This is a genomic window from Novosphingobium sp., assembly GCF_036733805.1.
GTDB lineage: Bacteria > Pseudomonadota > Alphaproteobacteria > Sphingomonadales > Sphingomonadaceae > Novosphingobium.
This window is the reverse complement of sequence record NZ_DAIMZT010000015.1, coordinates 1-20,653: the sequence shown is the minus strand read 5'-3', so window position 1 is coordinate 20,653 and position 20,653 is coordinate 1. Positions and strand designations below refer to the sequence as shown.

General features: G+C 62.8%; 22 protein-coding genes and 1 pseudogene. 9 read left to right on the top strand and 14 right to left on the bottom strand.

Features of this window, described 5'->3' with window-relative positions; translation table 11 throughout:
- The first annotated feature begins 8 nt into the window (after window positions 1-8).
- The 7 genes from V7D69_RS05725 to V7D69_RS05695 all read left to right on the top strand — a co-directional run bounded on the left by V7D69_RS05725 (window position 9) and on the right by V7D69_RS05695 (window position 4,528).
- The gene (locus tag V7D69_RS05725; protein WP_169493606.1) at window positions 9-653 is read left to right on the top strand and encodes a S24 family peptidase; all 645 of its coding nucleotides are present in this window, start codon (window positions 9-11) and stop codon (window positions 651-653) included.
- Between the two features lie 13 nt (window positions 654-666).
- Complete coding sequence (locus V7D69_RS05720; protein WP_333605310.1) at window positions 667-1,092, top strand: hypothetical protein; 426 nt, start codon at window positions 667-669, stop codon at window positions 1,090-1,092.
- Window positions 1,083-1,391: a DUF5818 domain-containing protein gene (locus tag V7D69_RS05715; protein ID WP_333605309.1), complete on the top strand. Its 309-nt coding sequence runs from the start codon at window positions 1,083-1,085 to the stop codon at window positions 1,389-1,391. Before V7D69_RS05720 ends, V7D69_RS05715 begins: the two co-directional genes overlap by 10 nt.
- A complete protein-coding gene (locus V7D69_RS05710) occupies window positions 1,391-1,588 on the top strand; it encodes a DUF6961 family protein (protein WP_333605308.1) in 198 nt (65 codons plus the stop codon). The genes V7D69_RS05715 and V7D69_RS05710 overlap by 1 nt, the downstream gene beginning before the upstream one ends.
- A 234-nt stretch (window positions 1,589-1,822) precedes the next feature.
- Window positions 1,823-2,542 (top strand): DUF1353 domain-containing protein, encoded by a 720-nt coding sequence (locus tag V7D69_RS05705; RefSeq protein ID WP_333605307.1) that lies wholly within the window; start codon window positions 1,823-1,825, stop codon window positions 2,540-2,542.
- A 190-nt stretch (window positions 2,543-2,732) separates the two neighbouring features.
- Window positions 2,733-3,353: a hypothetical protein gene (locus V7D69_RS05700; protein ID WP_333605306.1), complete on the top strand. Its 621-nt coding sequence runs from the start codon at window positions 2,733-2,735 to the stop codon at window positions 3,351-3,353.
- A gap of 62 nt (window positions 3,354-3,415) precedes the next feature.
- Entirely contained in the window at window positions 3,416-4,528 is a 1,113-nt protein-coding gene (locus tag V7D69_RS05695; protein ID WP_333605305.1) for a hypothetical protein, read from the top strand.
- Window positions 4,529-4,606: 78 nt separating this feature from the next.
- Here V7D69_RS05695 and V7D69_RS05690 read toward each other — a convergent pair whose 3' ends face one another.
- The 7 genes from V7D69_RS05690 to V7D69_RS05660 all read right to left on the bottom strand — a co-directional run bounded on the left by V7D69_RS05690 (window position 4,607) and on the right by V7D69_RS05660 (window position 15,237).
- Entirely contained in the window at window positions 4,607-6,331 is a 1,725-nt protein-coding gene (locus tag V7D69_RS05690) for a thiamine pyrophosphate-binding protein (RefSeq protein ID WP_333605304.1), read from the bottom strand.
- A 24-nt stretch (window positions 6,332-6,355) separates the two neighbouring features.
- Complete coding sequence (locus V7D69_RS05685) at window positions 6,356-7,390, bottom strand: FAD-dependent oxidoreductase (protein ID WP_333605303.1); 1,035 nt, start codon at window positions 7,388-7,390, stop codon at window positions 6,356-6,358.
- 28 nt (window positions 7,391-7,418) lie between these two features.
- On the bottom strand, window positions 7,419-8,855 hold the full coding sequence (locus V7D69_RS05680; RefSeq protein WP_333605302.1) for an FAD-binding oxidoreductase: 1,437 nt from the start codon (window positions 8,853-8,855) through the stop codon (window positions 7,419-7,421).
- Between the two features lie 42 nt (window positions 8,856-8,897).
- Entirely contained in the window at window positions 8,898-9,383 is a 486-nt protein-coding gene (locus V7D69_RS05675; RefSeq protein WP_333605301.1) for a hypothetical protein, read from the bottom strand.
- Window positions 9,384-9,582: 199 nt separating this feature from the next.
- Window positions 9,583-12,507: a MobF family relaxase gene (mobF, locus tag V7D69_RS05670; RefSeq protein ID WP_333605300.1), complete on the bottom strand. Its 2,925-nt coding sequence runs from the start codon at window positions 12,505-12,507 to the stop codon at window positions 9,583-9,585.
- 37 nt (window positions 12,508-12,544) lie between these two features.
- Window positions 12,545-14,914, bottom strand: a complete 2,370-nt coding sequence (locus tag V7D69_RS05665; RefSeq protein ID WP_333605299.1) for a type IV secretion system DNA-binding domain-containing protein — start codon at window positions 14,912-14,914, stop codon at window positions 12,545-12,547.
- A complete protein-coding gene (locus V7D69_RS05660; RefSeq protein ID WP_333605298.1) occupies window positions 14,911-15,237 on the bottom strand; it encodes a hypothetical protein in 327 nt (108 codons plus the stop codon). The genes V7D69_RS05665 and V7D69_RS05660 overlap by 4 nt, the downstream gene beginning before the upstream one ends.
- Window positions 15,238-15,685: 448 nt before the next feature.
- Here V7D69_RS05660 and V7D69_RS05655 point away from each other — a divergent pair, with 448 nt between their 5' ends.
- Window positions 15,686-15,880: a hypothetical protein gene (locus V7D69_RS05655; protein WP_100865752.1), complete on the top strand. Its 195-nt coding sequence runs from the start codon at window positions 15,686-15,688 to the stop codon at window positions 15,878-15,880.
- 81 nt (window positions 15,881-15,961) lie between these two features.
- Here the strand turns inward: V7D69_RS05655 and V7D69_RS05650 are convergent, their stop codons facing one another.
- Window positions 15,962-16,198 (bottom strand): hypothetical protein, encoded by a 237-nt coding sequence (locus V7D69_RS05650; protein ID WP_333605297.1) that lies wholly within the window; start codon window positions 16,196-16,198, stop codon window positions 15,962-15,964.
- Between the two features lie 321 nt (window positions 16,199-16,519).
- Between V7D69_RS05650 and V7D69_RS05645 the strand changes: the two genes are divergently transcribed.
- Entirely contained in the window at window positions 16,520-16,750 is a 231-nt protein-coding gene (locus V7D69_RS05645; RefSeq protein ID WP_333605296.1) for a DUF6437 family protein, read from the top strand.
- A 116-nt stretch (window positions 16,751-16,866) separates the two neighbouring features.
- Here the strand turns inward: V7D69_RS05645 and V7D69_RS05640 are convergent, their stop codons facing one another.
- From V7D69_RS05640 to V7D69_RS05615, 6 genes and pseudogenes are all read right to left on the bottom strand, one after another.
- Window positions 16,867-17,259, bottom strand: a complete 393-nt coding sequence (locus V7D69_RS05640) for a single-stranded DNA-binding protein (protein ID WP_333605295.1) — start codon at window positions 17,257-17,259, stop codon at window positions 16,867-16,869.
- Window positions 17,260-17,559: 300 nt separating this feature from the next.
- Entirely contained in the window at window positions 17,560-17,988 is a 429-nt protein-coding gene (locus V7D69_RS05635) for a DUF6915 family protein (RefSeq protein ID WP_324260349.1), read from the bottom strand.
- An 11-nt stretch (window positions 17,989-17,999) separates the two neighbouring features.
- Window positions 18,000-18,449 (bottom strand): DUF6878 family protein, encoded by a 450-nt coding sequence (locus V7D69_RS05630; protein ID WP_333605294.1) that lies wholly within the window; start codon window positions 18,447-18,449, stop codon window positions 18,000-18,002.
- A 123-nt stretch (window positions 18,450-18,572) separates the two neighbouring features.
- Window positions 18,573-19,526: a DUF2493 domain-containing protein gene (locus V7D69_RS05625; protein ID WP_333605293.1), complete on the bottom strand. Its 954-nt coding sequence runs from the start codon at window positions 19,524-19,526 to the stop codon at window positions 18,573-18,575.
- A 295-nt stretch (window positions 19,527-19,821) separates the two neighbouring features.
- Window positions 19,822-20,244, bottom strand: a complete 423-nt coding sequence (locus V7D69_RS05620; protein WP_333605292.1) for a hypothetical protein — start codon at window positions 20,242-20,244, stop codon at window positions 19,822-19,824.
- An 11-nt stretch (window positions 20,245-20,255) separates the two neighbouring features.
- A pseudogene (locus V7D69_RS05615) lies at window positions 20,256-20,573 on the bottom strand (zincin-like metallopeptidase domain-containing protein); the annotation flags it as partial.
- Window positions 20,574-20,653 lie beyond the last annotated feature (80 nt).

Genomic DNA, 20,653 nt, shown 5'->3' with positions numbered 1-20,653 from the left:
TGCCAGCGATGGAAGACGCACGTAGAGCCCTGGACGAGCTGATCCAGAAGCGAGGGGTCAATTACTCCTCGATATCGCGCCTCCTGGGACGCAATGCCGCCTATATCCAGCAGTACATCCGGCGCGGTAGCCCCAGGCAGTTGGACGAACAGGATCGCGCGGTGCTCGCCCGTTTCTTTGGCGTCGATGAGAAGGTTCTTGGCGCCCCGGAACGGCGTTCAGGCCCCGTTGTCGAACTGGTCCATGTGCCCGTTCTCGCGGTCGAGGCTTCCGCCGGTCACGGTGCGCTTGCGGAAATGGAAGCCAAATGCGCCCAATTCGGATTCGATGAAAAATGGCTGCGACGGCTGACAGCCAGCAAGGCAACGAACCTGTCGATCATCGCGGTTCATGGAGACTCGATGGAGCCCACCTTGCATGACGGCGACGAAGTGATGGTCGATCTGGGCGATGGCCAATCGCGCCTGCGCGACGGAATCTATGTGATGCGCATGGATGACATGCTCAACGTCAAGCGCGTGGCGATCGAACCGCAAGGCAAGCGGGTTTCGGTGCTGAGCGACAATCCCGCCTATCCCAGTTGGCGCGGTCTCGAAAAGCGCACCATCAATATCGTCGGCCGCGTTCTCTGGTTCGGCCGAGCTCTGCGCTAGGCTCACCATACCGATGCTTGTCATTCTTGCCGCCTCGATTGTCGCCGCCGGGCAGACCTTCACTTGCACGCCCACCCATGTCTGGGACGGCGACGGCCCCGTCTGGTGCGCAGAGGGACCACATCTCCGCATCGCGGGGATCGCGGCGCGCGAAATGGACGGCACATGCCGCTCCAACCAGCCCTGCCCCACTGCCTCGGCGGTAGAAGCCCGTGATGCGCCGGTAGGCCTGCTGGGCGGGCCGCGCGGCACCATCCCGACAGGTCATGTCGTCGTTCGAGCTCCGAGGCTGACATGCCGCTCCGAAGGGTCTGCCGGAGGCAGCAGGACAGCCGCCTGGTGCCGCCTGCCTTCGGGCGCCGATCTCTCCTGCGCCATGGTCCGCACAGGGACGGTTCTTCGCTGGGATCGCTATTGGAAGGGTCCGGCGTGCCGCTAGGCGCCGACCTGCATCTCACCGGATACCTGGAAGAAGGACCATATGGCCTGCTTCTTCGTAGTGGCGGCGGCGTGTGGGAACTGGACGCGCACGGCCCGTCGCGTCGTCTGATCGGCTGCGAGGTCGAAGTCACGGGCCAGCGTGCCGGGTTCAACGGGATCGTCTGCGATCAGATTTGGCCGGCAGGACAGCCCCGTCCTCGCCGGCTCAGGCTCAACATCGAATATCTGCTGACCGCAGCATTCGTAGGCTATGGCTTCATAGCCTTGCTATTCGGCCTCGCCGGACAATTCCGCTGATGCTCAGCGAGTGGGAACTCTGGGCTTGTGCCAATCATGTGCTGACGACGCATGGCGACAAGGCCCCGCTCCATGTCGCCGAACAGATTGGCGCCCTGGCGCTAGCAGGCGACGAGACAGGTATCCAAACCTGGCAAGCTATCGCCAGACGCATTGAGCAGCTTACCGGACGAGAAGGCGTCGCGAGTGGCCATTAACTTTGATTGGTGCAAATTTAAGCTTATCACGAGAGCAGCCGAGATTGTCTATCCGTGTCGGAATCGCCGGGCAACACACCGTCGTCTACGTTTCTGGCACCGAATTGATCAAATGCTACCGCCAGGAGATCGCGCCTCGCGACTATTTCGATTCTGACACCACTGCATTGAACGCTTTACTAAAACACAGGTAGATGACATCAAAAATGGCCAACTAAGGTGAGGAGGGCATCCATGCGGCGCGACTTTCTGGGTGCGGTCGTTGTGTGGTTATTACTCGCTCAACCCGCCCATGCGCAGTTCGTCGGCGACTTGGAGCTCGCGCCCACGAATTGTCAGAACTCAGGCATCTGCACGCTGGTCAAGGATTTCGGGTTCATAGACCCACGAGGGGTCGGCTGGCAGGCACAGGCCGGGCTCAAGACCGATGGTGCATCGATCCCAGGATGGGCGCAGCCGCTGGTCGGCGGCCGGTTCGACGAGGCTTTCATCAAGGCAGCGGTTATCCATGACCACTACTGTATCAGGCATGTTCGCAGCTTTCTCGATACGCACCGCGTCTTCTACGACGCCTTGATCGCAAGCGGGGTCGATCCAGTGAAGGCGAATACGATGTACTACGCCGTGCTTGTCGGCGGTCCCAAATGGATCACCGTCATATCTGGGCAACCGTGCAGGATCGGCTCTAATTGCGTTCAATACTTCGGCGGCCAGCTCAACCTTCCCGGCGCCAAGATCGTCAACGGCGAAGGGGGCGATCGCTTTGCCTGGCGCGATGCGATCTACAGCCGACAGGACGTGCAGGACGAGATACGCGAAGGTGCCCGCCTCATTGAGCAGAGAGGTTTGCGCGATCCCTCGGAAGCTTTGCTGCTCGCACGACAGCGTCGGCCCTCCGATGTCTTCCTGGGAGCGAGGTCGGCGCTTATCTTAGATGAGAGCGCCGATCGATGAAGAGAGCAGGGCGGTCGCTCGACCTGACAAGGCCGCTTCAAAACGGCAAAGATGGGCAGCGAAAAGGGGACCAAATATGAAGCCAAAGATATGGGTCGTCTTGGCACTGACCGCAGCATCTTGGAGCGTCCAAGCGTCCGCGCAGAGCCGCGAGATCGTTCTCAATTATTCGGATCCTGAGGGAGCCGAAATGGCCTTGGCGATGGTCCTCAACGTCGATGAGCTTCCCACATGGATGCGGTCCGTGGGATCCACGGCTGCGCTCCGCGGCAACCCGGTGGGCGTCACCGTACAACGCAACGCCGACGCTTTACCGCAATACACGATGTCGGTTCCGCGTCTCGGCAGCGGCGTCGGCATAGCAAGAAGAGCCACGCCCAACGCCGTAATCGGCAATACCTTTGCGCTGCGCGGCTTGGCCGGAAGACCGAGCGCGAGCGTCGCCTGTGGCGAGCAGAACAGAGCAAACTGCAAGCTCTCAGACACGGCGTCCGAGATCGCTCTGCTTCTCTCTCAAGGCGCCTCGTCCAATCAAACCGGCCTTAGGTCCTTTATTGAGAGCAAGGGGCTTGTTTTCGATAGCCACTCGGTACGCCGAGTAATCGCTGGTCTCGACGCGCAGGGTGGAGTCGAGCGCGTCGACTTCGTCGGCCTCGTGCGCCAAGCGAATGAGGAACTCAGCGCGCCTGATGCGACCTCGTCGGAGGTGCTGCGGATCCATCGCGGCGGAAGCTACGAGATCGTCAAGCGGCAGCAGGACGCACCCATCAACCTGCGCGATGTGAAATTCGGTTTTGAGAGGTCCCAATGAAGACTTGGCTCCGCAACACGTCCGCCGCGCTGCTCTGCGCATGTGCCGCCCTACCCCTCGGGATGCAGGTCGCGGCCCAGGAACCTTCGATCCTCGACGTATCCCCGTTCATGATGCCGCCGCGTTCGACCTGGGCGGCGATCTCCCCTTCGGCTGACAGCAACGTCGTTGTAACCGAAGGAGGCGGCACTGACGGCGCGGGCTTTCGCACGATCCACCTCAGGAAATCGACCCATGCGACCAAGCAAGCTGCCGTCGACCTAGCTCGCTCAGGATTGGTGAAGACAGGCGACATCCTCCTCAGCTTCCGTCCGCTGTGGGATAACACGCTGGCCTATGCCCACATGCAACTGGGCGTATCTCATTCCGCGCTCGCCTTCGTCGTCTCGGACGCCGCAGGGCCGTTCGTCATGACGCTGGAATCGCCTATGTCGTACAGCAGCCCGATGAACTATCCGGAGCATTACTCAGACCTCGATGCAATCCACATCATTCGCCCCAACTTGAACGCCGTGCAGGTAACGAACCTGGAAAAATGGGCGCGCTTGGCAGGTAGCAAGCAGGACCGGTTCGAGTTCTATTCCGACTATGGGAAGCCGATGTACCAACGCGGTGTCGCCGGAGTGAGCACACCGAGCGAGGAAGCCAAGTTGCTCGCCCAGATCCTTCTCGGTCAGGATGCGCGCAAGTTCGCGAGTTATTGTTCCGAATTTGTCTGGGCCATGCTCAGCCTACGCGACTGCGATCCTGCGGCTTTCAGCGGCACATGTGTTCACTCGCCCTTTTCCACCGCAAGCGGGATGATGACCGGGCTGGTGCCGCAGCTCCATGGCGACTCCGGACTCGCTCAAGGCGCTGAAGCGTCGCTAACCGGCGGCGGAGTTGCTGCTCCTGAACGCAAGACTACCTTGACTCAAAAAGTGTTCGTCGACGTACTTACCAACGAGTCCCAGCTAGCAGGACGGATGTCGTCGGGACACATAGCCGTCGCCAAGGCCAACCGCCCTGGCATTCAGGCTATCAACGGCTACTACAGCGCCGGCGAACCGGCGCCAGTCGCTTCCGCAATCAACGCTGGAATCGTCGACAATGTGTCGCCGACCTCATACATCGTCCGCTCGAATGCGGGTTTAGATGGCTTCCACTATGTCGGAACCGTAGTCTTCGATCGCTAGCCCGGCGATTTTCCTGATGACGCTTAGCGTGACAGCGATGTTCACTGAGCATGACGCAGCCTAACTGCATTCAAGCGTTCATAGCCCCTGTGGCAGCGACTTCGATTTGACCATGGCCCGGATGATCGACGGTCCACCGCGGTAGGCCTTGGCGGCGGCCAACGCGGTGCGCAAATTGGCGACCGAATCCGCAAGATGGCGCGATGGCACCCCCATGCCTTCAGCGACCTTCAAGTAATCCCATTGATTGAGCGTCGCGTAGGAAATCGCGTTTTCCGCAGGCACGTTGTAATAGCTCGGGCGCAGCAGGTATTGTTCGTAGCCGTAGAGCCCGTTGTCGACGACGATAATGATCACATCTTGCGCCTCGCGAACCATAGTCGACATGGATGTGGCCATCATCTGGAAGCCGCCATCACCGCAGATGACAACTGAGCGCTTGCCGCCTGCAAGTGACGCGCCCAGCCCGGCAGCGACCGAGTGGCCAATGGATGCCCAAACGGCGCCCGCCAAGAAGCTGTCGGTCGCAGGAAGCGTCATGCGCGCCGCACTGTAGATACCAAGGAACGTGTCGGCGACAATCCGCATCGAAGCGTCAAGAAAACCGGGTTCGTTGATCGTGCTAAAGAGCTCGTCGTAGCTGAGGCCGGCGCCGACAGGTGGCGCGAGTGCTACCATTTCTCTCAGCGCAGCTAGCGCGCCCGGTGCCTCGTCGCCGTCCCATACGGCTTCGCCTTGTAGCTCAATCTTCGCGATCTCGGCTAGCTTCTCGGCTGCTTTTATACCCGCGGCGTCCGGCTCCAGCGGCGCGTCCGTCAGCGCCATCGTCCTCAGTGCTTCGACCAGTGGCACAATGTGGACGGAGGTCGCCGGTTTGCGCTTGTCAACGAACTTGCCGTCCCAAGCACGCATGAGGACGTCGAGGCTCGGAAACAGGCCTGCGTGGCCCGTGCTGAACACGGCACCTAAAGATACAATGAGATCGGCTCCAGCAAGGCCGCTCTTGACGGCGGTGGGCGCCTCCTCCCCATTGAACACGCCCTTGAAGTTCTTGTCTGCCGCCACGCTGGATTTTGCCAACAGAGTTGTCGCCCAGGGGATATTGAGCTTCGTCAGGATTGCAGCCATCCGGTCTGGAAGGCCATATCGGGCGATTTCGCAGCCCACGATGAGGAAGGGCGAATTAGCCGCACGGATCGCGTCTATGATAGTCTTCGCAGTCGCTGCGGCCGTACCGGCAGGGATTGTGAGATCGAGCTGGCCGGCAGGCGCTGGGCATTGCGCACCAAGCACGGCTTGTGGAAACTCGATATAGGCAGGGTGCTTGGCTTTGATGGCGGTCTTGATCGCATCGTCGATCATCGCAGGCGCATTGGCCGCGCTCTCAACGCGCTTCGACCAGCACGTGAGCGGTCCAAAGGCTACAAGATCGGTATGCGCCCCGCCCATCGAATGCGAGAACAGGATGCCGTCCCGGGTCTGCGTGTCGACGCGAGCAACCGATGGACCGCCATTGACGACGAGGATCGGACTGCGCTCGACATAGGCGCCGGCGACGGCATTGATGAGGCTGAGCGTTCCCACGCCATAGGCGACTGAGACCGCCGATAGGCCGCGCACGCGAGCGTAGCCGTCGGCCGCGTAACCTGCCTCAAGGTCGCTTGCAGTCACTATAGCGCGAAAGCCGGCGGCCCGCGCGGCGGCGTCGTACATGGCCGAGCAGTAGACGGCCGGCACCCCGAACAAGGTGTCGACATTGTTCTGCTTGAGGCGAGCGATGATGTAGTCCGATACCGTGGCCACGTGGCGAATTCCTTTCGAGGCAGTTCACTTGTTGAACGGCAGCGCCCAGGAGAAGGTCTTGACGGCGAAGCCTGCGAACAGCGCCTTAGCGTTCTCGACGATCGAAGTGAGGATCGCGACGTCCTTGGCTTCGTCGTCCCTAGCCTCGAAGCTGCCGCCGACAACGACGTGATCGGCGCGCGGAAAGACGTAGCTCGATCCGTTGCTGAAGAGGTAATCGAGGTTGGCCTGAGCTGGAAGCAGCGCCAGTAGGCCCTTGCGTGGTTCAACGGCGCGGTCGCCCAGGAGCTTGCGCGCCCCGTAGCCAGTGCAGTTGATGATGACCTTGGGCGGGAGGCGCAGGAGCGCCTGTTTGTCTTTGATCTCGCCTTCGACCCAGGCGACGTGGCCTTGCAGGTCGGCGCGAAGCTTGGGCAGAAAGATAGGCGGCTCTACCAGCAGGGTCTCGTACGACCAGCCTGGCCCGTTCATGTGTTCAAAAGGCAAGCTGGCCCATTGCCGCGGCGCGGGAATCGCGCCGGAGCTGCTTGCGAGGTCAAGACCGTGCGAACGGACCTTGCAGAAGTTAGTGCGCTCGGAAACCCCGAACCCCTTGCCGATCCGCTGCTTGTGTTGATCGAACGCGGTCTTGAGGATGCGGTCGAAGCGCGCGCGCTCGCCTGGCAGGAATTCGACGATCGAGGGCGCCCATTGCCCGCCCGCCCGATCGGACGTCGTATCCTTCATCTTGGCGGCATAGATGTTGACGGCATAACCTGCTTCGAGGAGCACAACCGCGCAGGTAAGGCCCATGACGCCGGCGCCGACGACCGCGACCGTGGCTCCCTTCTTGATTCCCGTATGGCGTACGATGTCCCTCACCTCGACTGCGCATCCCCAGCTCATGGTTATGCCGGCCCCGCCATGGCCGTAGTTGTGGACGAGATGCTTGCCGCCGGTAGTCTCAAGCTCGAGCCGAAATGTGCCGGCCCGCCACGGACGGACGCCGACGGCCCAGTCGCCCGTTTGTGGGTCCCAAGTGAAATCGGGATCTGGCTTGAGAGCGGGAGGCAGGGTCATGGCAGCTCCTGTGAGGGGCGAAGAGATATCATGGGGCGAGCGGCACGCTTTGCGGAAACCGGAATAGGTTCGCGGGATCGACCTGCTTCTTGATCCGGCTCAGCCGTGGCAGGTTGGCGCCCCAGTATCTGGTCGCGAAATTGGGCATGTCTTGGTCGCAATAGTTGACGTAGGCCCCGCCGGTGACGTGAGGCCGCATCGACGCGTATAGGCCGGCGATGTCCTTGGTGATCTTCGCGGTCGATGCAGCGCTCGACCACTGAGAAAAGTAATGGATGAGAACCTGTACTCCCTCGCGGTGCGGAAATGCGGTGACATCGCTGCGAAGCCGGCTAACCGCACCGCCGTGGGGACTCAGGATCAAGATGATCCGCCCCGCCGGAAGCGGGGCGAGCCCCGCCAATGCGGTAAGGACAGCGTCCGCCGTGAGCCGCTCGGCAAAGTCCGATTTCTCCTTGGTAAAATATCGCCCGAGCTCATTGTCGCTTCCCGCGAATTTCGCGACCGCCTTGGCGAAAGTCATGGTTTGGACCTTCAGCGGGTCCGCCGGGACTTCCAGAGCCAGCAGCGACGCGAGCGCCGCGTGCACGCCTTGCTCGCTGCCGACGCTTTGCCCGAAGCAGCGCAGGCTGAAGGCACCGCTACTGAGCTTACCGATCTTGAAGAGCGCGGTGATCGCAGGATCAGCGCTGAATGCCATGTCCTGCCAGGCGGCCGCCAGGCGCGCAGCGCGCTGCAAATCGCTAATCAACCACGTCACACCGAATACAACAACCGTGGCCACCGGATGCACTCTGATCGTGAAGCTTGTGGCGATGCCGAAAGATCCCCCACCGCCCCCCTGGCTTGCCCAGAACAGGTCGGGATCGGACGCTGCGCCCACCTGGCGAACGGTGCTGCGCGCGTCGATGAGCCGAAGCGCGGTCAGGCTATCGCACGCCAGGCCGAACTTGCGCGCTAGGAGACCGTAGCCGCCGCCCAAAAGGTGGCCCGCAATTCCGACGACTGGGCACGTGCCCGCAGCGATGGCCATGCCGCGCAGGCTCAGCGTGTCGTAGACCTTTTGGAGCGATGCGCCGGCCCCGACCTTCACCAGCGAGCGGGCAGGATCAAACGTGACAGAGTTCAGCGAGCGGACGTCGATCACGACGTCGGGACTTTCGGAATAACCCTCGAACGAATGACCGCCACTGCGCACGGCGAACCGCATGCCTTCGTCGCGCAGCCAAGTCAGCACTTTGGCTACGGCAGCCTCGGTGGCACAGAGCGCGCGTAGCGATGGTGCCCGGGCCGTGCGCAGATTATAAGTCGGCAGATAGCTGTTATAGGCGGCGGAACCGGGCGTTAGCATCGTGCAGCCATCGATCTTAGGAGGCTTGCGCGCCAAGGCGCGCGCCGGCATCATCGGCTCCAGCTGGGCGGCGGATTTCCTGCGCAGTACCGGGAAGTAGTAGGGGCTTTCCACTGGTTTCCCTTCGTAAAACGCAAGCTTTGCCGCCGCTCATCGCTAGACGCAGAGCTTGCCTCCGTTGGACGCGGTTCTGTCGATGTAATGATTGCCGTCCCAACAATAGCGGACGAACGCCTTTTCCAGGTAAACGCCGAGCCACGGAATGCGGGTTGCCCCGCGGTCGAGCCGGTAAACAGTGGAGATACTGGTCGTCGCATCACAGCCGGCGGATTGGTAGCTGCCATCTTCGACCTGCATCGCAACGCAAAGTTGAGGATAATCGAGCCTATTGAACTGCACGAGGAACAGGTAGTCCGTGCTGCGCGACCCGAACCACGGATAGGCCCGCGTCTTGCTATCCTCGAGCATGGCCCAGGTCAGGTCGCCGTTGCTCGCCTGAATGACCGCCTCGGCCGCCGCATGCGCCGCCCTGGAATAAGGGGCAGTGATGGCGATGGCACGGTATCCGCGCGGCGCTGGCGGATCAGCCTGAACTGGCACTGAAGCCAAAGTGACCAGCGCAAAGCCGACTGTCCATCTCATAGAACAACGCCCCCAAATCTTTAGACCGAATCACGCTCGGATATTCGATAGAAGATTTTGCTCTTTTGTTGGGTTCCAAGGCAACCTAAGATGCCAAAGCAATAGTGATTTTGCGAGGTATTATTCCAAGGCATGTGCACCAAGTGCCGAGCCTCGCCCATTCAACCTTGGCTATCAAGGTCGAAGGGAAGGCTTTGGGTTAGATTCCGATCTCGAAAGGCTTAGTGAGCGAGCGGTCCAGTTCCGGCGGTTCACGCGCCGGTGCCGGCGCTCGGTCCTTCGCCTGGCCTCGCGCGGCGGCATCGCGCAAAAGATCGACGGTCTCCAGAGCCGATCGTTTCATGCCCGGATTGCGTTCGACTGCGGCCTCGAGTTTACCGGCGTTGTCGACGAACAGGGTCAGACCGTCGCGTAAGCGGGTGATCGTCACCAGGAAGGTTTGCTCGTTCGCCAAGTTACGTTCCCGGCTGTCCATGACCGCGATCCCCCGATCGGAAGTCAGGCCCTGTGCCATGTGGGCATTGAGTGCATAGGCGAGATCGAGCCGTTCGAGCATCGGATCATCGCGCCCCAGCGTGTGCTCAGCCCCGAGCGAAGTCTTCACCATGACGGATTTGCCGTCGATAGCGGCGATGCGCGCCTGATCGGCATTAAGCAGGCCACGCTTGTGATCGGTCTCTGTCCAGCGGATCCGGTCGCCCGCATGGATGTCGAGCGCGCGAACTTCGAACAAGCGCAGCGGATCCTGCTCGCCTTGCGGCCGCAACTGGCCGGGCCGGAACTCGAAGCGGCTGCCACGCTCGTTCTCGAGGCTGACCCGCTCCCGCGCTATGTCGGTTTCGACCACCCGATAGCGCCCGGGCCGCAGACCCTGGGCTCGCTGGCGCCGGTCGACCTCGACCACCGTGCCGGCCGCGTAGCTGCGTGCATAGCGCAATTCCTCGCGCGTCACGTTGATGCGCGAGAGGGTTCCGAGCCGCATCGACCCTGGCCCCAGTTCGCCGTTGGCCTTTAAGCCGGTCTGGACGGCCTCGTTGACCTCACCGCGTAGCGCCCGGCCCGAAGCATAAATCGACGTCGTCTCGCGCTCCGCCGGCGACAGCGATAGCCAAGCCACAGCCGCTTCGACGGCAGCCCCATTTCCGGCTTCCACGACATGGGTTCCAAGATGCCTCAGGGCCTCGTCGATATGACCGCCCTGGGCCGCATATTGGGCGTCGCGCAGCGCCTTCTCTCTAGCGCGGAGGTTGACGCTCATGATTGCGGTTTCGACGCCCGCCTGCTGCATGACGTCGAAGGGTTTCCCGGCATCGACCGCGCCAAGCTGCTTCCTGTCGCCGATGCTGGCGAAGCGGTCCAGTTCCAGCAGATTAGCCAGACGAACGAGCTTCTCCTTGTCGGCATTGCCGACCATTGAGGCTTCGTCGAGCAGCACGACGGTGTCGCGCATCGCGGCCTTTGCCTCGGCAACCCGCGATGGGCCGGCCCCTTCGAGCAGGTCTCGATGCTGGCGCAGGAAGCGCGACACCGTCATCGAGGGAATGCTGGTTTCACGCTCGAGCATCTGGACCAGCGTGTTCTGCACCGCGAGACCGAGCACGGCCCTGCCTTCCTCGCGCAGCACATCGGCAACCGGTTTCAGGACGGTGCTCTTGCCGGCGCCGGCGACACCCTGGATCGCGACGATCCGGTTGTGCGAGGCCAGCAGCAGGCGTCCCGCGCCTTCCTGGCCCGGGTTCAGCGTCATGCCGTATTTGAGCTGGGAGAGTGCCTGCAGCCGCTCCCCGGCAACATCGGGCGGGACGATCGCGGGAGCGAGGCCGCGCCCGCTTTCGACGGCGGCAATGATGCGCTGTTCAAGGCCGAGCGCATCGCGGGTCGTGACAAGGTCGCGATCGGCGCCCTTGCCCTTCAGGAGGTGCCCCTGGCGCAGCAACTGGTCGACACGGTTCTCGATTTCCATGATCGATGTGGGGAGCGCGAAACCGAGCGCCGCGCGGAAGATGTCGGCGCGCGTGAAGGCCGCCTCACGCTCGCCGAGGTGGCGGATGGCGGAGGCAACAGCATGGGCAGCGGCAATCTGCTCCGGTGTCCGGTTCCCCATCCGCGCAGGCAGGAGCGGGTCGCTGTCCCTGAGGCCGAGACGGGTCGCGAGGACTGCGGCAAGCGCGCTGCCCTGCCGCACGAGCCGGAGCGCCGCCTGTCCAAATCCCGCGACGTTGCCGATGTCGTGCGCCGCGCGCGCGTTGGCCCTGGCGATCACCTGTGCGGGATCGAAACCAAGCTTGGCTGCGGCCTCTCCCCACTGCCGCGCAAGCGCGTCGCGATCCACGATCCGGCCCTTCTCCGCTCGTGTCATGAGGTTCGCGACATTGCGTGCCGCAAGACCCTTTCCCTCCATCGTGGCAAGCCGATCGAGGATTTCCGCGCGCCGGGAACTGAAGGCGTCGCGAATGGCCTTGGGAACGCCCACGGCCTCGAAATTGCCGTGCTTGCCATATTCGCCGACCTCATAGCCGAGCTTTTCTACGCCCAGGCGAAAGCGCGCCATGGTCATCGCGTTGAGCAAGGTATTGTGCTCCCAGAGCTTGTCGTTCCTGAGCGCCCGCCACTTGCCGTCGGGTCCCTGCGTCACGTTGGCAACGACCGCATGAAAGTGCGCATTGGGCTCCTGGTTGCGGTTCGTGTCGTGCTGAAACAGACCCACGACGAGATTGCCGGTCGCGACAACCCGTTCCCTGCCGCGCACCTCCATCCGCGTCTCGGCGAGGTTCTTTTCGGCCCAGGTCAGTGTCTCCCTGACCGCTGCCGCATAGGCATCGAGTATGCGCTTGTCCCCGCCGACGAGCGCGAGGATCGACCAGCTCTTGGGCATCGAGAAGGTGAGATCCGTGCCCGCACGATGAACGCGATTATCGCTGCCGACGCGACTCCCGCCGGGCAGCAATCCCTTCAATACGGCCTCGAACTGCTTCGCCTCGATTCTGCCGCGGAGGCCAAGTTTTTCGGCGCCCTTGCCCAGCCATTCGCCCGACCGGTCGGCATCGGCCCGCGTGTAATAGTTGTCGGCGGCGAAGTAGTTGGCAGCGCCGCCAGCCGTGCGGACATTGGCTACAGAGAGCATGATGCCCTGCCAGGCCGTGCGGCGCTTGCCCTTGGCATCACAGATCTAGATCGCCGAGATCGGGTCCTTCACGCGGCGGGGTATCGCGTTCGGGCAATCCATCCTCGACCATCAGCTTGCGGGATTCGGGCTCGACCTGCCGGCCTGCCGCCTGGTCGGGATCGGATGGCCGGCCTGGGGGTGTCTTTGCCGCTGGGACACCGGGCCGACCGGCTTCTTTCGTATCCCTTTCGGGGTCGCTTTCGGTAGGCGTCCGGTCGCCCCGAGAGCCTGCCCCTTTGGGAGAAGCAATCGGGGTCGGCGCGGGATCAGCCGGCACCTTAGCGCTCCCCGCTTTCCTGTCCTGAGGCGTGGTGCCGGGGGGATTGTCAGCAGGGTCCACGACACGCGCATGATTGCCTCCAGTCAAGCGTTCGCTTGTCTTCTGCGTCCGATCGCTGGTGCCCGGATCAAGCGCGAGAACGCCCTGCTTGGGGACCACCGGCTTGCCCGCCCCGTCATCGTTGGAAGACGGATGCTCTGCGGCTGTAGAAGCAGTTGGATGCGGCGATGGGGCGGCAGGTGGTTGCAGGCGATTGGTGTTGGCGACGGGGCGCTCCTCGGCTCGCCCGATAAAGGTTTCCGCCAGCCTCGGCCGACCTATTGGCTTCAATTTGATGGGAGCCGCCGGGAAGCCATCGGGGAACTTGATATACCCTGAAAGCCGGGACAGGTTCATCAACTGATCGGGCAGGAGCAGCGGCTCGATATGCTTGCGCGGCGTCAGGCTCACCGCATCCCGAGCGTTGTTGTAGCCGTAGGTATAGCCTTCCTCCATGTCGCGGACCTGTCGGTGACCGATGAAGTCCGAGCACCAGGTTGCCGTCTCGCGGTCGGCCGTACCCAGGATCAGCTTGGTCCGGGCGAGAGACGACAAGGTCATCGCCATGTTCTCGCCGTAGACCTCCTTGAGCTTGGCGTAGGCGTGCAGGCCCAGGACGATCGCACCGCCGAAATTGCGCGCGGTCTGAAGCCCCTTTTCCAGTGCCGGGAGTCTATGCAGCGCGCCCAGCTCGTCGACGAAAAACCAGCACTTGAGGTCCCGGGTTCGTGGGCCAGTCATCAATGTATTCATCGCCGTGTCGAGCCAGAGCGTGAGCAACTGCGCGCAAACGCTCATATCGACATAGCGCGCCGAGATGAACACGACCGAGCCCTTACCCTCGGCCACCTGACCATCATTTTCGATCCACTGGCGAACCGAGAAGCGCCGCCCCGAGGTCGGAAGGAGCTTCAGCGCCTTGGCGTTCACGTTGAACACCGCGCGGATCGATTCCGCCATGCGGGCCGCTTCGGGGGCGGTTAGCGGATCGGCGATCGTGCCGCGCATCATGGCATGTACGCGCGACAGATCGGCGGTCATCAATTCGCGCGCGAGCGCCTCGTTCGTACCCCTGCCCTCAGCGACCAGCTTGAGGCAGAACTCGACGAACAGCGCGCGGGCAGCGATCACCCAGAACTGCGCTTCCCCGCCTCCATCATGCGGAACAAGCGCTTCGGCAGCGGCCCAGAACTCACCCTCGGTGCGGCATTCGTCGAACAGGCTCCACCGCGGGCAACGGGCGTCGAGTGGATTGAGGATGACGTCCCGATGGCCCTCGTGGAAATGCTCGATGAACGCGCCGGTGAGATCGAAGACGACGCAGCGTTGTCCCTTCGCCCGGGCCTCAGCCAGCATGTCCGACATGGCGACGGTCTTGCCCATGCCGGTCGTGCCGATGAGCATCGCGTGGCTCTGTTCCAACCGCCAGGGATAGACGACCGTCGCGAGGTGCGATGGCTGGTAAGGAAATGCCCGGGCCAGTTCGCGCGGGGTACACAGGCGCCATTTCCACCCAAGGGTTTCCGACAATTCACGGGCACGCTCGCGCCGGTTGTGATCACGCAATTCGTCGACGAGTTCGGGAAGCGTGACAAGCATTGCGCCGCGCTCGTGCTTGCGCTCCTTGGAGCGGCTGCCGAACCGCGCGGCGAACCAGTAAAACAACACGAAACTGGGCACGAGAAACAGCGCCGATCGCACAAGCGCAGCGCCGAGCAAATCGAGCATATGCTCCCAGGCACGAACCACAGGCGGGAAGGTATCGAGCATCGCGATGGGGAATTGAACAGAACCGCCATAGGCCGTTTCGAGCGCGATCTTCTTGGTCGGATCGAACTCCATGAAGCCGTAGAAGGCGGCATAGACCCGCATCCAGACGAGATAGACTTCCTGGTCGGTCAGACCCGTCGAAAGGGTCCACCACGAGGTCCACGCGATAACGATGGCAGCGATGATCAACGGCCCCTTGAGGCCGGCTGCGAACATGAAGCTGAAGTGTCCGAGGAGCTGACTGCCGCGGGTGAAATTGACGAGGTTGCGTTTCATGAGACGCCTCCCTCGCCGGTGGTTGCGGCCACACCGATTTCCTTGCACTTGCGGGCGTAGGCCTGGTGCGCCCGTTCGCGCAAACCATGGTCCGCATGTCCCGCGAGGAGCGCATCCACACCGACCATCAGAAAGACAGACTGACGCGAAATGCGCTCGACGGTGGTGCTGAAACGGGAGGTGAGTTCTTCCTCCGCGCAGGCATTGGCGAGCAGCGAGCGAACCCATTCGCTCATGCTGATCCCCTTGGCTTTGGCGGCCTTGCGGATCAGCGAACTGAGCTCGCTGGAGATGTAAACCTGGAGACAGATTGGCCGTGTCATGCACGGACTCCTTGTGGTCAGGAGCCCGGTGCGCACTGCGAAAGGCAATGCAGGGTCTAAGTCATTCCCAAGAACATGTCAAGAACATCGAGAAGCGCGCGCTTCCGCGGTTGCGCCTGGAGATGCGGTCACTTCCAAGTAAGGCGAAGGAGCCAAGTTATTTTTGACGGAGAAGCTACCCTTTTCGATTTGGAGAAAACATGAACGTATTTTCAATGATATGTCTGCAAAATCCACGGCGACCTGTCGCGTACGGTGTGCCCCCTGTTCCCCGCTTTCGGAGTAGGACCAGCAAGCTGATCCGACCTATCCCGAAGCCCCAAGGAACGATCTTCCGGCGGAATCGAAGCGCCATCCTGCACGTGAAGGATTGGCCTGATCGACGCTGGGCGCGATGCGAAATCCGGGGTATGATCGCGGACAACTTCCACCGTCATGGAGAGCGACAATGGCCAGCGTGACCTTGTCCGCGACACCCAAGGGCAACGGCTTTCAGGCGACCGTCAGCTATGACAGCTGGGTCTCGATCAGCTCTGCCGAAACCTATCCGACAATGGCCGAGGCGATCTCGGCGGCGGCGATCAAGATGCTCGACATGCCCGAGAGACTCGAGGCCATGGACCGCGAGGACCAGACGGTCTGATCATCGCCTGGCGCCGCGATCAGGTCGCCGAGCATAAGAAAAGGAGGAAGCCCTTTGCGGACTTCCTCCTTTCGAATGTGCTCAAGCTTCGTCGCTCAGCTTGCTCGGTACGGTGTCAATGACCCGGTCCAGCATCCCGGCCGGAAGTGCGCCGTAATCGCCCTCGTCGACCGCGATGTAGCCCGCCTCGTCATCGGTCAGGACGTACTGCGTGAAGTAGCTGTGAAAGGACCGGGCATGGGCCTGATCCAGTGCGGCAACGAAGGCCACCTGATCGGCCTGGAAACCACCGTGGGCAATGTTCATCGAAATGTACATGTCTAACCTCCTGATGTTTGATGCGTCGCATCAGGAGCTGCGAGGATGTGGGCGACGGGCCGGGTCAGGGACCGCGCGGCACGCGCGGCCGCGAAGCGGCGATGGGGGTCACGATTTTTTCGGGCTTGCCCGGAAAAATGGTGGGGCCCCGTCGTCCTTGACGCGGCCCCAAAGCCTACATCACCATCGGACTTCTGCGAGAGAGACCTCTCCAACCTCTCAGCCCAGGCGCACGATCAGCGCAGAAACCAATTTCCTACACCCTGGCCGCCTGACATTATCGGCGTTGGAGGGGACCCACGGCCACCGAAAGGAACACTGATGGCCAGGTCCAAACCGAGTGCCCGCGATGCACTCAAGAAACTGCGTGAACAGCGTCTCGAACTCGACGCGCAGGAGGTCAGGCTCCGCGATGAAGCCGCAACCGAACTGGGCAAGATGCTCGTTGAATGCGGCGCCGAGACGATCGAACCGGCGCAACTCAAGCGGGTCATTCAGGCATCGATATCGCTCGGCATCGATGAAACCCTGAAGCGCCTGGCGGCGAAGTAGGCGGTCACCCGCGGCGGCGCGCGGGCTCGATGCCCCGCGCCGCCGCCAACGCCGGCGAGCACAAAAAAAGGCCCCGATGGCGTGTGCCACCGGGGCCTTGTCGTGGGGCATGACGATCAGTCCTCGTCGATATCGGGGGCACCTTCGTTGCTGCCCGAGCGGCCGCCCTTGGTGAGGAAGTCGACCTTGTCGGCGATGATCTCGCAGCCGTAGCGCTTGGTGCCGCTCTGGTCCTCCCACTGCGTGTAGTGGATGCGGCCCTCGATCGTCACCAGCTGGCCCTTGGTGCAGTATTTGGCGACGTTCTGGCCGAGCCCATTGAAGCAGGTGACGCGATGGAACTCGCTGTCCTTGACGGTATAGCCGTTCTCGTCCTTGTAGGTCTTGCCGTCCTTGCGGGCTGGCCGATCGGTCACCACCGAGATCGACGTGATGCTGGTTCCGCCCTGGGTGGTGCGGGCTTCGGGGTCGCGAGCGATGCGGCCGACGAGGATAACGAGATTGGTCATGGGTCTTCTCCTGATCGAGCACTCCGGGTCCATCCCGGCTGCAAACCCGACGAAGAAGCGGCCCACGGCGAAGCGCACCGAAGGGAAACCTGGATCTGGTTCGGGTGGTGCGGGCAGCCGGGCGCAGCCCGGCAACTCGGCCGGACCTGATCCGGGTTGCGCGTCTCGACGGGGCTGCTTCAGGACAGGTTTGCCCCAGAGCCGGATTGGTCCCGGACACCTTGATGGGAACCTGACCCAGCCCTTGTTTATTCCCGCGTAGCCAAAGCCGAAGCGGCCCATTCCACCACCAGCGGTAGCTCATATTTCGACCCGGACCGATCGCCCCGTCTTGGTAGGACTGCTTGAGGGAACCGCGCCGTCATCAGCAAGATCTTCGCCGATCACCGGATCCGGTTCGTCCAGGCGATTTCCACGCAGCATCCAGGCTTGCGGCGTTATCAGGCGCGCCCAGTCGGCGAAGGAGGGGATCGAGCCCAGGTCTTCCCGCACGTGCTGCTCGCCAACCAGACGCACCGGCACGATCCGGCCGTCGGCATTGACGATGGTTGCCCCGAAGAGGGTTTCGAGCATGAAAATGCCCTCGGCATGGTGTCGCAGCGCACGGTGCCGGGGATCGGCGAAGATGGCCTTGGACTGATCGAACCACTGGTGAAGCGCGAGGTAGTCTTCGACCGCCCCGCCCCACTTTCGGACCGAGGACAGGGCATGGTAATAGCAATGTGCCATGACGGCCTCCCTCACAGTTCGGTGTAGTGGTCGTCGTACGCCGTGTAGCGCAGCTTGCAGTCGAGCATGAACGTCTCGGCCGTCACGTCGATCTCGAGCGCGCCCCCCGCGCCGTCGTTGATTTCCCAGCCCGGATGATGGAGTTCAAGCGCGGCATAGGCGAGATCTTCGAGCGCTTGTTTGAGGGTCGTCTGAACCGGCTCGGCCCCGTCTTCCTCGACGCAAACCGAGAACTCTTCTGGTAGGTCGATGGCCGTATCGCTGGCGTCCCGACAAGCGATGTCCTCGATAGCGCCGCTGTCGCCGCATCCGTCGAAGGCGACCTCCACCGAGGCAATGCCATGGTGACGCAGCGGTACGATCACCGCGCGCTTGAGGCGGTTGATATCGCTGGTGACGCGGGCGCGATTGGCGGCCTGCTGCTCGGTAAATTCGGCAATCGCAATGCTGGGGCTGATCATGAAATCCTCCTGTGCTGTACGGTCGTGCGGCCCTCCGCATGATCCACCGGCACAAGGGCTCACCTCCCCTCTTCAACAGCTACGCCAGTGCCGTCGGGGCGCTGGCGCAAAGGCCAATGGCCTTCAACTGGTCGAATGGGCTCCCGACTTGGGGCTCGTGCCGAGCGGACCGCGGCGATCGACGACGGTGATCCGCCGTGTCTTGGCTTCGATGACCAGGCGTTCGAGGACGCCATTGCCCGGAAAGGCGACGACGTAGCGCGGATCGAGCGAAAGCATGCGCTCATTGCGCTTGAAGCCCGCACGGGCGCCAAGCCGCATGTCGAGCGAGAAGGTCACCTGGGGGATGCCCCGCCGTTCGGCCCAGCTCGACGCCAGGCGATCGACGCCCTTGGTGTCACCGCCATGGATCAGCACCATGTCGGGAACGCGGTCGCGAACCTTGTCGAGGGTCGCCCAGACGTTGTTGGCGAAGGTGAGCGCGTCGGCGTCGCTGGGATGCCGAGTGCGTCCGCCGGCAAACACGACCGGCGTGCCCTCGGGCATCGCCGCGCGGCGCTTGGCCTCGGCCCGGGCGCGCAGGAAATCACGCCCCTCGACCAGCGCCGAGGTCAGCATCGCGCCGTGGTTGAAACGCGAACTCGACACCGGCTTCCAGGACGAGCCGAACTCGTTGAGATAAAGGCTTGCCGCGATCTCTCGCATCTCTTCGAGCGCCAGCATGGCGGCTTCGGCGCATTGCGCACGCTCGACCTGGGTTTCGAGTTCGTGGGTGTGGATTTCGGAGCCATCGGCGGTTGCGACAAGCGCCCGAACTTCGTCGGTGGCGCGGTCGAGCGCGGTCGATTTGCGCTCGGCGGAGCGGTGGAACAGGTTGACGAAGGCCCAGCCAAGATCCTCGGCGTCGGCCTCCAGCGCGGTCCCGGAAACGAGCGAGAAGAGATCGGACCAGACCGCTTCGAGTGTCTGAACGACGGCTTCGCGAACCGGAAAATCGCTGCTCGAAACCGGGGCGGGACCGATCGAAAAACCGGCGAGATCGAGACCGGCGAGCTGGTCGGCAAAACTGGCATGCATGGGCGTGTCCTCCTGACTGGCGTGAGGCTGACGCGGGCCGCTCTTGGCTGCGCCAGCGAGAGCCCATCAGGGCCAGTTTTGGGCGGACACGCGCACCGAAGGGAAACCCGCTTGGACAGGCTGGCGCGGGCAGGCCGCGTCCCGCAGGGACCGGTCAACACGGGCCTGGCCAAGCCGGGTTGCGCGGGCGCCGCCGGCTGGCCCAGGGCCTCTCTCGCATGGTGCGAGCCATGAGCTGCGCTGTCCCGCCAGGATCGGGAGGTGCAGTGCAAACGCTGGTGCGACCGGCTCGGTGTCAGGCGGCACGTTTGCGGTAAACGCCCTCCCCGTTCGACATATGCCCGAGGCAATCGTAGTCGCCGAACAGCGCGTTGAAGCGGGGCGCGATTTGGCGAAGCCATTGCTGCGCCCGGGGGCTCCGGGCGGTGCGCCATTCATCGTCCCAATAGGCCCCGTCATCGCGTTCAACGACCCATACGGCAACGAGACCACCGTAGACCGAGACACCGAAGTCGGCGAACGCATTTCGCCCGAGGATCCGGTCCTCACGGCCACGCCAGCCATCGTGGGCTTCAAGCGACGGAAAGGCTGCGGCAGCGCGCTCGCTGAGGTCCGCGCGCAGCCACTCATATTCGAAGTCCCAGTCCTCTTCGTCATCGACCTCGAGCAGGGTGAACGCGACGATGGCGCCGCTGGGATAGCTGACCGATCGGCCCATGGTGTCCTCCGTCAGGCTGCGAGTGCGACGTCTTCGGGTTCTTCGGCGGCATCTGCGATCATTCGTCCTCCGAGCTTAAGCAGCAGGCTTGAGGCTTCCTCAGCCTTGGCCGCAGCAGTGAGAATTGCGCGGTCGTCTTCGCGCAGGAGCTTCAGCCAATGCTCGATGTAGCTCGCATGACTGTCGAGATGCGTCACCGGCAGACCGAGTTCGGCCCCGAGCATCGCGCTTGAGAGTTCGGCGACCAGTTCCTCGGCGGCGTAGACCGCCGTGCCGAAGCGGTTCTTGAGATCGCGCGCCAGGCGGCTGGAATGACCCGTCCAGTGGGTCTTATGCCGATATCGGCATAAGACTCATAATGCCGCGATCCGGATTATGCCGCATGGCCTCCGCTGGAGGCCTGTTTTCC